The organism is Streptomyces sp. NPDC044033 (genome assembly GCF_056434425.1).
This window is the reverse complement of record NZ_JBWKFF010000018.1, coordinates 166,542-181,070: the sequence shown is the minus strand read 5'-3', so window position 1 is coordinate 181,070 and position 14,529 is coordinate 166,542. Positions and strand designations below refer to the sequence as shown.

Below are 14,529 nucleotides of genomic sequence, written 5' to 3'. Positions count from 1 at the left end.
CCCTAAACAGGAGGTATGCGCCATGCGGTTGCCCCGCAGGATCAGCCGAGCAGCGGCCGTACGAGCCGCCATCGCGGGCGCCGCCGTGGTCGTGGCCGTCGTCATCGCCTTCCTGGTGTGGCCCAGCGACGACGGCCCCACAACCCCCAGCGCGCCCGCCCGGAGCCCCACGCCCACCCCCGCCCCCACCGGCCCGCTGTCCAAGGCGCCCCGCACCATCCCCGCCGTACGGGCCTTCGACGCCGCCCGCGGCCCCGGCTGGCGGCCGTCGCGCACCGGCCGCGTCATCGCCGGCCCGTCCGGACCGCTCGGCGACTCGGCCCGCGTCCTCGCCCGCGACCTCGGCCTCAAGACCGCCTCCGGCCCCGCCCGCCGCGGCGACGTCGAACTCCGCCTCGGCCACGACGGCGGCCCCGAGTCGTACACCATGACCACCCGCGACGGCCGCGTGGTGATCACCGGCGCGGACGAGGCCGGCGCCTTCTACGGCACCCGCACCGTCGTGCAGGCCGTGCGCTCCGGCGGACAGGTGCCCGAAGGGAGCGTGCGGGACCGCCCCGACCGACCCCAGCGCGGCCTCAACCTCGACATCGCCCGCAAGTTCTTCGACGCCGACTGGGTCGAGGACCGCCTCCGCGAGATGGCCGACCTCAAACTCAACCAGCTCTGCCTGCACTTCTCCGACGACCAGGGCTTCCGCATCGAGAGCAAGAGCCATCCCGAGATCGTCTCCGACCAGCACCTCACCAAGGATCAGCTGCGCCACATCACCGACCTCGCCACCAGCCTGCACATCGAGGTCATCCCCGAGATCGACTCGCCCGGCCACCTCGGCGCGGTCTTCAAGGCCCACCCCGGCCTCGAACTCCGCAGCGCCGCCGGCACCCCCGCCCGCGGCGCCGCGGACATCTCCGACAAGAAGGCCGCCCGCATCGTCGACGACCTGCTGCGCGAGTACGCCCCGCTGTTCCCCGGCCCGTACACGCACCTCGGCGGCGACGAGTACCTCGCCCTCATGGCCAAGGACCCCGAGAGCACCTACCCCGGCCTCGCGGAGAGCGCCCGCGCCAAGTACGGGCCCGACGCCAAGGTCCAGGACCTGGCGACGGGCTGGCTCAACGACCGGGCCGCGACGGTGCGTTCCCTCGGCGGGAAGGCCAAGGTGTGGAACGACGGCGTCCACGCCGGCGGCGTCGTCGCCACCGACAAGAACCGCGAGATCGAGTACTGGACCGGCACCGAGATCGGCGCCCGCGACCCGCTGGAGTATCTGAAGGAGGGCCGCAAACTCGTCAACCTCAACGACGAGTTCCTCTACTACGTGCTCGGCCAGCCCAACCAGTTCCGCTACCCCACCGGCCGCCGGATCTACGAGCGGTGGACGCCCGCGGTGCTGCGCGGCACCGAGCCCGTACCCGCCTCCCTCGCCGGGCCGGACCGCGTACTCGGCGGCCGGCTGGCGATCTGGGGCGACATCCCGGACGCCCAGACCACCCAGCAGGTGGCGCGCGGCATCCGGCTGCCGCTGCGGGCCCTGGCCCAGAAGCTGTGGGACCCGCGCCGGCCCGGACTGCCCTGGAAGGAGTTCACGGCGCTCGCCGACCGCGTCGAGCACTGAGGGCCCGTACCGCCTCCCCGGCCGGGCGTCGCGCACCCGGCCGGGGATATGGCACAAGCTCAGCCCCCGGCCGGGGGTCTCACCCCGGGGCTCCGGGGCCGCGCGGGCACCCGGTTTCGGGCCCCGGGTGGCACTGGGCCACAGGGATGGTTGTCAATATGGGGGACAACCATTGCCGACGCTGGCGTATCCAGCTACGGCGGAGTGCGCGTTCGCGCGCCCGCGCACCTGAACGAGGGCCCGATGAAGATCGAATTCCTGATCCACAACGCGTACGGAATCGGCGGCACGATCCGCTCGACCGTCAACCTCGCCGCAGCACTCGCTGACCGGCACGACGTCCGCATCACGAGCGTCAACCGCCCCGCCGACGCCCCCGAGCTGATGATCGACCCCCGGGTCCCCGTCACCCCCCTCGTCGACCTGCGCGAGGGCGCCGACACCGACGAGTACGCCGACCCGCTCAACCAGCGGCCCAGCGCCCTCTTCCGGGACGAGCGGATCGACAACGGCCGGATGGCGGCCACCGCCCTGACCGACCAGCGCATCGCCGCGCACCTCGCCGCCACCGACGCCGACGTCGTCATCGCCACCCGCCCCAAGCTCATCGGCTACCTCGCGGAGTACGGCAGCGACCGCTACCTCCGCCTCGGCCAGGAACACCTCACCCACGAGGCGCACGTACCCGAGCTGCACGAGGTGATGGACCCGGCCATCGCCGCCCTCGACGCGTTCGCCACCGTCTCCGAGGCCGACGCCGGGCACTACCGGGACGCCCTCCCCGACGCCCACGCGCGCATCCTGTGCATCCCCAACGCCGTGCCCGCCCCCGCCGCCGAACCCGCCGACCTCGGCGCGGGCGCCACGAACACCATCGTCTCGGCCGGCCGCCTCGTCGCCGTCAAGCGCTACGACCGGCTCATCGCGGCCTTCGCCAAGGTCGCCGCCGAACGCCCCGACTGGAACCTGCGGATCTACGGACGCGGCCCCGCCAAGGCCAAGCTGCGGGGGCAGATCGAGCGGCTCGGGCTGTACGAGCGGGTCCTGCTGATGGGCGCCCGCTCGCCCATCGAGACCGAGTGGGCCAAGGGCTCCATCGCCGCCGTCGCCTCCGACGCCGAGTCCTTCGGCATGACCATCGTCGAGGCCATGCACGCGGGCCTCCCCGTCGTCGCCACCGACTGCCCGTACGGCCCGCGCGAGATCCTCACCGACGGCACCGACGGCCTCCTCGTCCCCCTCGACGACTCCGACGCCGTCGACGCCTACGCCGAAGCGCTCCTGAAACTCACCGGCGACGCCGAGCTGCGCCGCACGCTGGGCGCCGCCGCCCGCAGGACCGCCCACCGCTACGAGCCGTCCACCATCGCCGGACGCTACGAGCAGCTCTTCGAGGAGCTGCGCCCCGGCTCCACGACCGCCGCCCCGCCCAAGAGCGGGCTGCTGCGCGGGCTGTTCGGCGGCAAGGCAGGTGCCAAGGCCGGAGCCAAGGCAGGTGCCAAGACCGATGCCAAGACCGGAGCCAAGACCGGAGCCAAGAAGAAGGCGGGCCCCGCCCACAGCCCGTCCGACCCGACCCCCGACGCCCGGTGCGCCGTCGAGCGCGACGGCGCCCTGACCGTCGCGCTCCGCCCCGAGCAGCTCGCCGCCGCCGACACCCACCTCCTGCTGCGCCACCGCGGCACCAAGGGCAAGGAGTCCGTGCGCGTCGAGATCCCCAAGCGCCGGCTGCCCGGCGAGCGCGTCGAGGTCCGCGTCGAGCGGGCGGCGCACACCATGGAGGAGGGCCGCTGGGACAGCTACGTGGAGCGCGCCGGCGAGAAGACCCGTCGCCGTCTCAAGGCCGAACTCGTCGAGCAGAAGCGCCTGTTGAACCTCCCGCTCACCGAGAGCGCCGACGGCGTCGGCCACTGGGTCCCGTACGAGACGAGCGACGGCTTCCTCGCCGTCCGCACCTGGCAGCGCGCCGTGCACGCCGAGGCCACCGAGATCGTGGTCGGCGAGGACGGCATCACCGTCGCCGTCGACGTCGGCCCCGCCCTCGGCGGCAAGCGGCTCGGCGATGGCGCGGAGCTGGTCGCCCGGCTGCGCGGCGGCGACGGCTCCGCCGCGGATGTGCGCGCGCCGATCGACAACCACCGCGGGTGCCTGCCGTACGGGCCGATGGCCCAGCGGCGCGGCGCCGAAGCCGACCTGTGGGATCTGTGGGTACGCCCGTCGAAGGGGGCCGAACTGGTCCGCGTCGGCCGCCTCCGGGGGGACCTCGCGGACCGCAAGGGCGTCGACACCTTCCCGGCCGGCGCGCGCGGCGAGGTGCGGCTGCGCCCGTACTTCACGGTCACCAACGACCTGACGGTCTCGGTGAAGGACGCCGCCGACGAGGGCTGATCCGGAGCCGGGCGCCGCCGGGGCGTCCGGCTCCGCGGCGGCGAACTTCGGCGGGAGCGGCGGCAAGGCGGCAAGATGGACGGGTGCCGCCGGCCGCCCACGAGCCCTCCGGCACGCGCGGATCACGCGGGGGCGCGGGCGCCGGCGCGAGGGGGCACGGGGGCGCCGGGCGGACGGCGGAGGGTGTGAGCGCCGGGGTGTGACGTTCCTGTGGGGCCGTGCGCTGTAAGGCCAAGAGCCGTGTGATCAAAGGAGATCAGGATGGGCTTCTGGGGCTACTTCGTCGTCGGCCGGAGCGAACGGGGGCTCGTCGAGTGCGCTGTCTTCGAGGGGAGCCACGATCAACTGGAGCTCACGGAGACCTTCGCGGACGGCTGGCAGCTGTGGCAGCACCCGCCCGAGCCCGAGCTCGGTGACATCGACTCGCTGGTGCGGAGCCTCACGAAGGAGACCGGCGCCCCGGCCCTCGCCGCGTATGTGATGGACAGCGAGTGCGCGGTCGTGGCGGCGGCGGACCCCTCCGGCGGCTCCTGGTCGGCGTGTCTGGGCCGCGCGACGATGGCCCGCTATATGGAGCGGAGCGAGATGGACATCGGCGAACTGTTCCTCACCCCGCGCGACGCCGCCTCCCAGGGCGTCGCGTGGGCCGCCGCCGCGGGGCACACCGCCAACTCGGGCGCGCTGGAGCGGGTGCTGGCGGCGGAGCCCGAGCCGTTCGTCGAGAACCTCTTCTACGACCTGCTCGCGGAACTCGGCATCGAGGACGAGGCGGAGGAGAGCGACCCGGAGCGCGGGCGCGAGGGCTGACAGGGCGTCCGGCCGCGTCGGGGCCGGTCGCGGAGGGACGGCCGGGGCCGCCACCCCCCACAGGAGAGGCCCCGGCCGCCGTCCGGTTACGGGCGCGCGTACGGCCCGTACTTCCTACAGCGCCGCGCGCCGCGAAACCGTCACACCGCACGGCCGTAAGAGCAGTCGGCCGGGTGCTCGGCCGGGCGGTCGGGCTGCCCTGGACGGAACCGGCCGGGTGCCCGTAACGTGCTGGTCCGCGCCGGTGGGCGCGATATTCGCTCATCACGCCCGTGACTGGCGAAGCGGTCACGTCCCCTGGGGGTCTTGAAAATGTATCCGTGCGGGAGCTGCCGCGCCGTCGCCGTGGGGCAGGACGGCCGCTGCGCCGCGTGCGGCGCGCATCAGCAGCAGGGGGACCAAGGGGCGCAGGGGGAGCAGGGGGCGTACCAGCAGCCGCCGCGGCCGGCGGGCCCCCCGCCGCAGCCGGCCGGTCCTCCGCCGCAGCCGGGCCCGTACCTGCAGCCCGGCGGATATCCCGCGCAGCCCGGTGCCTACCCCGCGCAGCAGGGCGGGCCGATGGGCATGCCGCCCGGCCCGTACCCGCCCGGCCCCTACCCGCCGGCCCCCTACGCGCCGGCGTCGATGCCCGCCGGCGGAGTGGACCTGCGCCGCGGGCTCGCGACGACGGTGACGGTGCTGTTCGCGGTGACCATCGTCGTGCTGGTGCTGCGGGTCGTCGCCGCGGCCGGGCAGTACGGCGTCATCTCGGACGCCCTCGACGGGGGCCGGGCGAGCGAGTCCGACCTCGACGGCGCGGACGACTTCTTCCGGGTCATGCTGCTGCTCGGCTCGCTGACACAGGTGGCGACCGCTGTCGTGTGGGCGGTCTGGTTCCGGCGGCTACGGCTCAACGCCGAGGTGATCGCGCCCGGTCAGCACCGGTACGGCAGCGGCTGGGCCGCGGGCGCCTGGTTCACGCCGGTGGTGAGCTTCTGGTTCCCCAAGCAGATCGCCAACGACATCTGGCGGACCAGCTCCCCGGCCGGGCCGTACGCGCCGCGCGGGCTGCTCAACGCCTGGTGGGTGCTGTGGATCGTGGGGGCCGTGCTCAACTCGGCCACCACCATGCAGTACATCGTCGCGCGCGGGCGAATGGTCGACGCCGACGTCGCCGTCTTCAACGTACGCGGCCGGGTCGACGCCTTCCAGAACGCGATCGCCGCGAGCATCGTCGCCTACCTCGTGCTGCTCGCCGCCGCGATCCTCGCGATCCTCCTCGTCCGCCGCCTCACGGTGATGCAGGAACAGCGGGCCGGGCTCGGGCCGCAGGGCGGCGCGATGTACCCGGGCGCGATGCCGGGCGCACCGGGCATGCCGTACGGCAACCCGGGGTACCCGGCTCAGGGCGGCGGCTACGGCTACCCGGCCCCGGGCGGCGGCTACGGCTACCCCGGCCCGCCGCAGGGCCCGCCGCCGCAGGCGGGCCCGTACGGGCAGCAGGGCCAGCAGCCTCCGTACGGCTCCGGCCCGGCGGGCTACTGATCGCGGGCCGACCGGAGTGGGGCAGGATGTGGGCGTGCCGGGGGACGACGCTGAGCTGACCGCCGCCGTGTACGCGGCCCAGGGCGGGGACGAGACCGCCTTCAGGACCGTCTACCGCTCCGTGCAGCCCCGGTTGCTCGGCTATCTGCGGACGCTGGTCGGCGAACCCGACGCGGAGGACGTCGCCTCCGAGGCGTGGCTCCAGATCGCCCGCGACCTCGGCCGGTTCCGCGGCGACGCCGACCGGTTCCGCGGCTGGGCGGCCCGTATCGCCCGCAACCGCGCCCTCGACCATATCCGGCTGCGCGGGCGGCGCCCGGCCATCAGCGGCGACGAGAGCGAGCTGGAGGGCCGGGCCGCCGACGCCGACACCGCCGGGGAGGCGCTGGAATCCCTCGGCACCGGACGCGCGTTCGCGCTCATAGCCCAGCTGCCGCAGGACCAGGCGGAGGCCGTCGTACTGCGCGTGGTGGTCGGCCTCGACGCGAAGAGCGCCGCCGGGGTGCTCGGCAAGCGGCCCGGCGCGGTACGTACCGCCGCGCACCGCGGTCTGCGGCGGCTGGCGGAGCTGGTGACGGGACCGGACCCGGCCACGGGGCGGCGGGCGGCGCGCACGCCGCCGACCGGTGTGGGCGCTTCCGCAAGTGTGACGCAATTGCGCTCCGGAACGCAGAAGGACATGTGATGGCGGACGACCACCGGTACGGCTGGCTGGACGACGACGCCGTGGAGCGGTTGCTGCGCGGCGAGCCGGTCCATGCCGACGATCCGGCCGGTGTGGATGATCCGGCCGGTGCGGACGCGGTGGACGCGGTGGACGCGGTGGACGCGGTGGACGCGGTGGACGCGGTGGACGCGGTGGACGCGGTGGACGCGGCGGACGCGGTGGACGTGGCGGGTGAAGCCGCCGATGTGGCGGGTGACGCCGAAGACGCGCGGGGCGCGAAGGGCGTGGGCGGCGGGAGCCGCGCGGGCAGCGCGGGCCACGGGAGTGGGCAGGCCGCCGCCGATCGGTTCACCGAGGCCCTCGCCGCCGTCTCCGCCGAGCTGACGGCCGCCGGGCCGGACGGCGGGCTTCCCGGGGAGGAACGGGCGCTCGCCGCGTTCCGCGCGGCGAGCGCCGAGCGGGCCGCGCCGGTGCGGACCGTATGGCTGGGCGCCCTGGCCGGCCGGCCCTCCTTCGTACGGCGGCGCCTGAAGGCGGCGTTCGCCCTGGCCCTCGCGGGCTGTGCGCTGGGCGGTGTGGCGGTCGCGGCCGGTACGGGCATGCTGCCGGCGCCGTTCAGCGGCGGCGAACCGTCGCCCGCGACCAGCGTCTCGGCGGCCGATGACACCGGCGGCGCACGGTCGTCCGAACCCGACCTCGAACTGAGCACGGAGGGGCCCTCGGGGTACCCGTCGGGCTCGTCCGGCACCGGCACTCCGGGCCCGTCCGCGTCGCCGAGCGCCGGGGCGGCGGGGGACGAGCGCGGGGACGAGCGCCGGGGCGAGGACGGAGCCGACCCGTCCCACGGTGGCAAGGACGACGGCGAGCACCGCGGCAAGGGGGAGCGCGGCGGCGGCAAGGACGGCGAAGACGGCGAGGACAGCAAGGACGGTAAGTCCGGCAAGTCCGGCAGGGTCTGGGCCGAAGAGGCGTGCCGCGGGTATCTGTCCGCGAAGCGCGGTCCGAGTGGTGAGGTCGAGGACAAGAAGCTGCGCCGGCTGGAACGCGCAGTGGGCGGCCCGGCCGCGGCGCGCAAGTACTGCGAGCGCGTGCTGGATTCCGGGGGCGCCGGTGGCTCCGGGAGTTCTGGGGGTGCCGGTTCCGGGGGTTCCGGGGGATCGTCGGGCTCCGGGAGCGATGACGAGGCGGGCGGCGGCCACGGGCACGGTCATGGCGGTGGCGGTGGCGGTGGCGGTGGTGGGCACGGCCATGGTCATGGCGGTGGCGGTCACGGTGGCGGTGGTGGCCACGGCCACGCGGGTGACGGCGCCGGGGGCGGGAACGACGGCGGGGGAGGGCGCGGTGGCGACGGCTCGGGCCCAGGCGGGGGCATGGGCGGCGGAAACTCCGGCCCCAGCCCCACCACCCGCCCCGTCCCTCCCACCCACACGCCCGCCCCACCTATGACCGCCCCGCCTCGGACCACCCCGCCGGTAACCGCTTCGGCCCTGTTGTCATCTGGCTTCGGCGCACGGACGTACAGCGCCGTTCAATAGCCCTGGCCCTCATTTCCCCGGGCAGGGCCCTCGTTGGAATGAACGAGCGAGCGCGTCCGGTACCCGGGCCGCCGCCGTATCGGTCCACGCCGGCCTTGTTGCCATTTCCACAAGGCTATTCGCCACTCCTGGACACGTGCGCGCAGTCTGCATCCAGAAAGCGCCGGCTCGCACCACAACAAAGCCGGCGCCTCCCGGAATCGGCCGTTCTCCCTCCGTTCTCCCTCATTCACCGGGAGCCCCTCCGGCCCGAGCGGCACGTCAGAAGTCAATTGCTCCACAGAACAATTGCTCCACAGGACAGAGGAGGCGGCAGATGGAAGATCGCCATGTCGTGATCATCCCGATCGAGATCGACGAGGAGAAGGAAAGCTCGTATCTCGACGCCTGGCAGGGTGCCGCGGAAGTGATGGCCACTCAGTCCGGCGCCATTCGGACGTACATGTTCCGCACGATCGTCCCGGGGAGCGAATTCTCTCTCGTCAACGTGGCGGAATGGGAGTCCACCGACCACTGGGAAGCGGCGATGAATGTCTGCCCGATGCTGGGACAGCGGATAGCCGTCGCCCACGCCTCGAACTACGAGGCCGCACGGCCGGATCGGCCAGGTGCCGGACGGCACGGTGTGGGTGCACTGCGCCGGCGGGATGCGCGCGGCGATCGCCGCTTCGTTCCTGGACGCGACCGGCCGGAAGGTCGTCGCCATCGATGACGGCTTCGAGGCCGCCGCCGACGCGGGGCTGAGCGTCATCAGGCCCTGAGAGCCTGTGTCACACACACCCCGCTCCACTCGCACAGAAGGCACGCGATGTTCCTCTCCCACCACGGTCCTGGCAGCCTCGGCCCCGAACGGGCCCACCCCCGCGCCACCGGGACCGGGCTGCCGGTGGCCGCCGACAGCGGACACAGTGGGCGAATAGCGTGACCGCCCTGGTCCTGGCCCTGATCGCAGGCGCCGCCGTCGGCCTGGCACTCGGCGCGCTCGGCGGCGGCGGCAGCGTCCTGGCGGTGCCCGCGCTGATCTATCTGCTCGGCTTCACCCCGGCCGCGGCCACCACCGCCAGCCTGATCATCGTCACCGCCACGTCCCTGACCGCCCTGTACGCGCACGCCCGGGCCGGACAGGTGCGGTGGAAGGCCGGAGCGGCGTTCGCGGCCGCCGGGATTCTTCCGGCGGCCGCGGCCGGGGCCGCCGCCGCCCACCTGCCCCAAGCCGCCCTCACCATCGCCTTCGCCGCCATAGCCGCCCTCGCCGCCGGCAAGATGCTCCGGCCCGCTGCCACCGCCCCCCTCGGAAGCGGCGACGTACGGCCGGGCAAGGCGGCCGGGGCCGGTGCCGGCCTGGGCGCGCTGACCGGACTGCTCGGTGTGGGCGGCGGCTTCCTCGCCGTCCCCGCCCTGGTCACCGTCCTGGGCTTCGAGATGGAGGCCGCGGTCGGCACCAGCCTGCTGGTCATCACCACCAACTCGCTGGCTTCACTGGCCACTCGCGCCGGAGCCGCCGCCTCACTCGACTGGGCGGTGATCGGCCCGTTCATCGGAGCCGCGATCCTGGGCGCCTGGGACGGCAAGCGGATGGCCGCGAAGGTCTCCGGGCCCCGCCTCCAGCGCATTTTCGCGGTGGTCCTGCTGGCCGTGGCCGCCTTCATGCTTGCCGACGCCGTGACGTGATGGCGGCTCGGCCCGGCGACGGCGGCCTCTCCGGCCCCTGCCCGTCTGCCGTCTGCTGTAGCCGTCTGCCGTCTGCCGTAGCCGTACGAGAATCGGGCCGCTTCGGCGGTACGGGTTCCGGCCTCGGCGGGCGGGCGACACCGCCGGGTGTGACGTTTTCCGGACGGCCGGCGCTGAAGGAAACAGGTCGACTGGTCATCGGCCGCGCATGAGGCCGGGGTTCCCCCCGTACCAACGGCCAGTGCGCATTCGGCGCGGGCGGGGCACGTTCCCCCGGTCCTGCCCGCGCCGCTCTCCACCGGGGCACGTTCCCCCGCCCCTGCGCGCACCCGCGCCGCTCTCCACCAGTGCACGTCTGCGGGCGGACGCCCACTCGTGGCGGGCTACCGGTAGACGACGACGCGGTCGCCCTTGCGGACCTCTCGGAAGAGCGCCGCGATCTTCTTCTTGTCCCGGACGTTGATGCAGCCGTGCGAGGCTCCCGCGTAGCCGCGGGCCGCGAAGTCCGAGGAGTAGTGCACGGCCTGGCCGCCGCTGAAGAACATCGCGTACGGCATCGCCGAGTGGTAGATCGTCGACACGTGGTCGCGGCTCTTGAAGTCCACCTTGAACGTGCCCTCGCGCGTCGGCGAGTACTGCGAGCCGAACCGCACGTCCATGGCCGAGACGACCTTGCCGTCCACCATCCAGGCCAGCGTGCCGCTCTTCTTGCTGATGCACAGCACCCGCCCGGTCCGGCACCGCCGGTCGGGTGTGGCGAGCGGCTTGGCGGTCGGCGGGCGCAGCTCCATGGCCGACGGCCGGCCCGTCGCGGAGCGCAGGGCGCGCCAGGTGGCGCGGTCGGTCGTGCCGGTGCCGTTCAGCCCGTGCCCGCGCTGGAAGGCGGCCACGTAGCCCTTGGTCGCCGGCCCGTAGTAGCCCGTCGGGTTGCGGTCGAAGAGGGCGAGCCGGCGCAGCCGCGCCTGCAACTCGCGCACGCGCTCGCCGCGCGCGCCCGGCGCGAGGACGATCTTGGGCGCCACCGGACGGGTCGTATGCGGCGAGTGGGGTCGATCGGGCTTGTTGTGGTGTGTGTGGGAGGCGGGGCGTCCGGGTGAGCCGGGCCAGGACGGCCACGGCCGCTCGCCGGTCACGGCCTTGGAGTCCGGTCCCGGGTCCGTACGGGCATGGCTGGCGCCGACCGGTCCCGGGTCCGTACGGGCATGGCTGGCGCCGACCGGGCCCGAGGCGCCGGAGACGGGGGCCGTCTGCACTTTGCACCCGGCGGTCAGCGCCACCGTTCCCGCCGCCACTCCTGCCGCGACGAGCACTCTGCGTACGACAGTTGTCTGCTGCATCACCGGTGGATGATGCCCCGGGCCGCCCGAAACCGAACCTCGCCCGCCGCCAAAGGTGGCACCGCCCCGGTCGACGGGCAGGCTCTGAGAAGGTTCCGGGCCGGGCGGCTCCACTCTTCGCACGGCCGCCGCTACAGTCCGTGGCGAGGCCCGGCATCCACTTTTCGGCGACTCAGCGGGAGGCATGGAACCCATGGCGCGTGAGACAGAGTCCGGCCTGCCCATCGAGCCGGTCTACGGCCCGGACGCACTCGCCGGCTGGGACGCGGCCGACATACTCGGCGAGCCGGGTTCGTACCCCTTCACGCGCGGCGTGTACCCGACGATGTACACGGGGCGGCCGTGGACCATGCGCCAGTACGCCGGGTTCAGCACGGCCACCGAGTCCAACGCCCGCTACAAGCAGCTGATCGCCCACGGCACCACGGGCCTGTCCGTCGCCTTCGACCTGCCGACCCAGATGGGCCACGACTCCGACGCCCCGCTGGCGAGCGGCGAGGTCGGCAAGGTCGGCGTCGCCATCGACTCCATCGAGGACATGCGGATCCTGTTCGACGGCATCCCGCTGGACAAGGTCTCCACCTCGATGACGATCAACGCGCCCGGCGCGCTCCTGCTGCTCCTCTACCAACTCGTCGGCGAGGAACAGGGCGTACGGGCGGACCAGCTGACCGGCACCATCCAGAACGACGTGCTCAAGGAGTACATCGCCCGCGGCACGTACATCTTCCCGCCCAAGCCCTCGCTGCGGCTGATCGCGGACATCTTCAAGTACTGCAAGGCCGAGATCCCGAAGTGGAACACGATCTCGATCTCCGGCTACCACATGGCGGAGGCCGGGGCCTCGCCCGCGCAGGAGATCGCCTTCACGCTCGCGGACGGCATCGAGTACGTCCGTACGGCCGTGGCGGCGGGCATGGACGTCGACGACTTCGCGCCGCGGCTGTCCTTCTTCTTCGTCTCGCGGACCACGATCCTCGAAGAGGTCGCCAAGTTCCGCGCCGCGCGCCGGATCTGGGCGCGGGTCATGCGTGAGGAGTTCGGCGCGAAGAACCCCAAGTCGCAGATGCTGCGCTTCCACACCCAGACCGCGGGCGTGCAGCTCACCGCGCAGCAGCCCGAGGTCAACCTCGTACGGGTGGCCGTACAGGGGCTCGCGGCGGTGCTCGGCGGCACGCAGTCGCTGCACACCAACTCCTTCGACGAGGCCATCGCCCTGCCGACCGACAAGTCGGCGCGGCTCGCCCTGCGCACGCAGCAGGTGCTGGCCTACGAGACGGACGTGACCGCGACCGTCGACCCCTTCGCGGGCTCGTACGTCGTTGAGACGATGACCGACGAGGTCGAGGGGGCCGCCCTCGACCTCATGGCCAGGGTCGAGGACATGGGCGGCGCGGTCGCCGCGATCGAGAACGGCTTCCAGAAGGACGAGATCGAGCGCAGCGCGTACCGCATCGCTCAGGAGACGGACAGCGCCGAGCGCGTCGTCGTCGGCGTCAACCGCTTCCGGACCGACGACGAGGAGCCGTACGAGCCGCTGCGCGTCGACCCCGCCATCGAGGCCCAGCAGGCTGCCCGGCTGGCCGCGCTGCGTGCCGGACGGGACCAGGCGGCGGTGGACGCGGCGCTGGACGCACTGCGGAAGGCCGCCGAGAGCGAGGCGGGTTCGGCCAATGTCCTCTACCCGATGAAGGACGCCCTGCGGGCGAAGGCGACGGTCGGCGAGGTCTGCGACGCGCTGCGCGAGGTGTGGGGGACGTACGTGCCGACCGACGCGTTCTGACGTGAGGGGCGGGGGCATAGGCGGCGGGCTGGGCTTCAGCCATGGCTACGGCCTCTTCGTCGTCGGCGGGCTGGACCTGGCGCGGCTGACGGACGCCCTCGCGGAGGGCTTCGGCGTGTCGGCCGCGGAGACCTGCGTGGCGGCGGAGGGCCACACGCCCGCGGCCTGCCCCGTCATATGCGTGTACCGGTCCGTGACCGGCGACGTCTCCTGGCACCTGGAGATCCGCGTCCGGGAGGGCGCCCCCGATCCGCCCGCGGGCCGGACCCTGGGCCTGGGCATCGCCGCCCGGCTCGGCCGGCCCGTGCTGTACGAGGCGGAGCTGTTCCGCCCGAGCGCCTACTGGGTCGCGGCCCCTGACGGCGCGTACGGCCGGGCGCGGCTGCACGGCCCGCTGGCCGTGGGCGGCGGGCAGCCCGGCTACGTCCTGGACGCGGCCGAGATCCCCGTACCCGGGCTGCCGAACGTCCCCGTCGAGATCGTCTACGAGGCGATCGGGGACCGCTGCGGCTTCGCCTTCGCCGAGGCCCTGCGCGAGATCGTCGACGCCCTGGCGGCCTGCTGCCCCCAGGCCCGTACGGCCGCTCTGCGCGGCTCGCTGGCCACCGACACGGCGGATCGTTTCAGCGACTTCGACCTCGTGTGGACCGTGCCGGACACGGACTTCGCGGCGTGCGTCGACTCGGTGGCGTCCTTCCTGAACGCCGTCCATCCGCTCCTCCTGCCGACGCGCAGCGACCCCGACTTCCGCTTGCGCGCCGACCGCCGCCTGCTGTTCTTCACCTTCCGCGACCTGCCGCTGTTCTGGCGCCTGGACCTGGAGATACGGACGGAGTCCGGTACCCCGGCCGGGCCTTTGACAGCGGGCGGTGGATGGCCGTTGCCCGCGAGCGCGCTGGCCAACGCGGTCGCCGCCGTCAAGGCCGTCAAACGGGACCGGCCCGACGCGGCCCGCGGCCTCCTGGACCGGGGCTTCGAGCGCATCGGCTCCGAGCGCCGGGCCACGGGCCGCTGGAGGGAGGACATCCGGGGGCTGGCGGACGCGGCGGAGGAAGCGGTGGAGGGAGCGAAGGAGGAAGGCACGGGGGGTGGGGGCCCGGGTGTACGGGCCTTCGCGGGCCGGGTCCGCGAGCTGGCGGCGATTGAGCTGGATGTGTAGGGGCGGGGTTGGGCTGGGGGCCGGGCCGATGTGGTCTGAT

The 14,529-nt window shown here is 73.8% G+C and carries 10 protein-coding genes and 2 pseudogenes; 11 read left to right on the top strand and 1 reads right to left on the bottom strand.

Annotation, left to right across the window (positions count from 1 at the left end; all coding sequences use genetic code 11):
- Positions 1–22 precede the first annotated feature (22 nt).
- The 9 genes and pseudogenes from AC07AB_RS28805 to AC07AB_RS28765 all read left to right on the top strand — a co-directional run bounded on the left by AC07AB_RS28805 (position 23) and on the right by AC07AB_RS28765 (position 10,210).
- Positions 23–1,618: a beta-N-acetylhexosaminidase gene (locus tag AC07AB_RS28805; protein WP_478572650.1), complete on the top strand. Its 1,596-nt coding sequence runs from the start codon at positions 23–25 to the stop codon at positions 1,616–1,618.
- Between the two features lie 243 nt (positions 1,619–1,861).
- Positions 1,862–4,006, top strand: a complete 2,145-nt coding sequence (locus AC07AB_RS28800) for a glycosyltransferase (RefSeq protein WP_478572647.1) — start codon at positions 1,862–1,864, stop codon at positions 4,004–4,006.
- A gap of 261 nt (positions 4,007–4,267) precedes the next feature.
- Positions 4,268–4,813, top strand: coding sequence for a hypothetical protein (locus tag AC07AB_RS28795; RefSeq protein WP_478572644.1), 546 nt, complete (start codon positions 4,268–4,270; stop codon positions 4,811–4,813).
- A gap of 312 nt (positions 4,814–5,125) precedes the next feature.
- Entirely contained in the window at positions 5,126–6,337 is a 1,212-nt protein-coding gene (locus AC07AB_RS28790) for a DUF4328 domain-containing protein (protein ID WP_478572786.1), read from the top strand.
- Between the two features lie 34 nt (positions 6,338–6,371).
- Complete coding sequence (locus tag AC07AB_RS28785) at positions 6,372–7,022, top strand: RNA polymerase sigma factor (RefSeq protein ID WP_478572642.1); 651 nt, start codon at positions 6,372–6,374, stop codon at positions 7,020–7,022.
- Positions 7,022–8,539: a hypothetical protein gene (locus AC07AB_RS28780; protein WP_478572639.1), complete on the top strand. Its 1,518-nt coding sequence runs from the start codon at positions 7,022–7,024 to the stop codon at positions 8,537–8,539. Before AC07AB_RS28785 ends, AC07AB_RS28780 begins: the two co-directional genes overlap by 1 nt.
- A gap of 316 nt (positions 8,540–8,855) precedes the next feature.
- Positions 8,856–9,056: pseudogene (locus tag AC07AB_RS28775) on the top strand (antibiotic biosynthesis monooxygenase family protein); the annotation flags it as partial.
- Positions 9,057–9,129: 73 nt separating this feature from the next.
- A pseudogene (locus AC07AB_RS28770) lies at positions 9,130–9,300 on the top strand (rhodanese-like domain-containing protein); the annotation flags it as partial.
- Between the two features lie 160 nt (positions 9,301–9,460).
- Entirely contained in the window at positions 9,461–10,210 is a 750-nt protein-coding gene (locus AC07AB_RS28765) for a sulfite exporter TauE/SafE family protein (RefSeq protein WP_478572636.1), read from the top strand.
- 383 nt (positions 10,211–10,593) lie between these two features.
- Here the strand turns inward: AC07AB_RS28765 and AC07AB_RS28760 are convergent, their stop codons facing one another.
- A complete protein-coding gene (locus AC07AB_RS28760; RefSeq protein ID WP_478572634.1) occupies positions 10,594–11,547 on the bottom strand; it encodes a L,D-transpeptidase family protein in 954 nt (317 codons plus the stop codon).
- A gap of 193 nt (positions 11,548–11,740) precedes the next feature.
- Here AC07AB_RS28760 and AC07AB_RS28755 point away from each other — a divergent pair, with 193 nt between their 5' ends.
- Positions 11,741–13,330: an acyl-CoA mutase large subunit family protein gene (locus AC07AB_RS28755; protein ID WP_478572631.1), complete on the top strand. Its 1,590-nt coding sequence runs from the start codon at positions 11,741–11,743 to the stop codon at positions 13,328–13,330.
- 1 nt (position 13,331) lies between these two features.
- A complete protein-coding gene (locus tag AC07AB_RS28750) occupies positions 13,332–14,489 on the top strand; it encodes a nucleotidyltransferase domain-containing protein (protein ID WP_478572629.1) in 1,158 nt (385 codons plus the stop codon).
- Positions 14,490–14,529: the final 40 nt, after the last annotated feature.

Excerpts from the sequence above, each read along its gene's own strand:
- AC07AB_RS28790 (WP_478572786.1), top strand. The coding sequence starts at position 5,126 with ATGTATCCGTGCGGGAGCTGCCGCGCCGTCGCCGTGGGGCAGGACGGC.
- AC07AB_RS28755 (WP_478572631.1), top strand. The coding sequence starts at position 11,741 with ATGGCGCGTGAGACAGAGTCCGGCCTGCCCATCGAGCCGGTCTACGGC.
- AC07AB_RS28780 (WP_478572639.1), top strand. The coding sequence starts at position 7,022 with ATGGCGGACGACCACCGGTACGGCTGGCTGGACGACGACGCCGTGGAG.
- AC07AB_RS28805 (WP_478572650.1), top strand. The coding sequence starts at position 23 with ATGCGGTTGCCCCGCAGGATCAGCCGAGCAGCGGCCGTACGAGCCGCC.
- AC07AB_RS28760 (WP_478572634.1), bottom strand. The coding sequence starts at position 11,547 with ATGCAGCAGACAACTGTCGTACGCAGAGTGCTCGTCGCGGCAGGAGTG.
- AC07AB_RS28800 (WP_478572647.1), top strand. The coding sequence starts at position 1,862 with ATGAAGATCGAATTCCTGATCCACAACGCGTACGGAATCGGCGGCACG.
- AC07AB_RS28795 (WP_478572644.1), top strand. The coding sequence starts at position 4,268 with ATGGGCTTCTGGGGCTACTTCGTCGTCGGCCGGAGCGAACGGGGGCTC.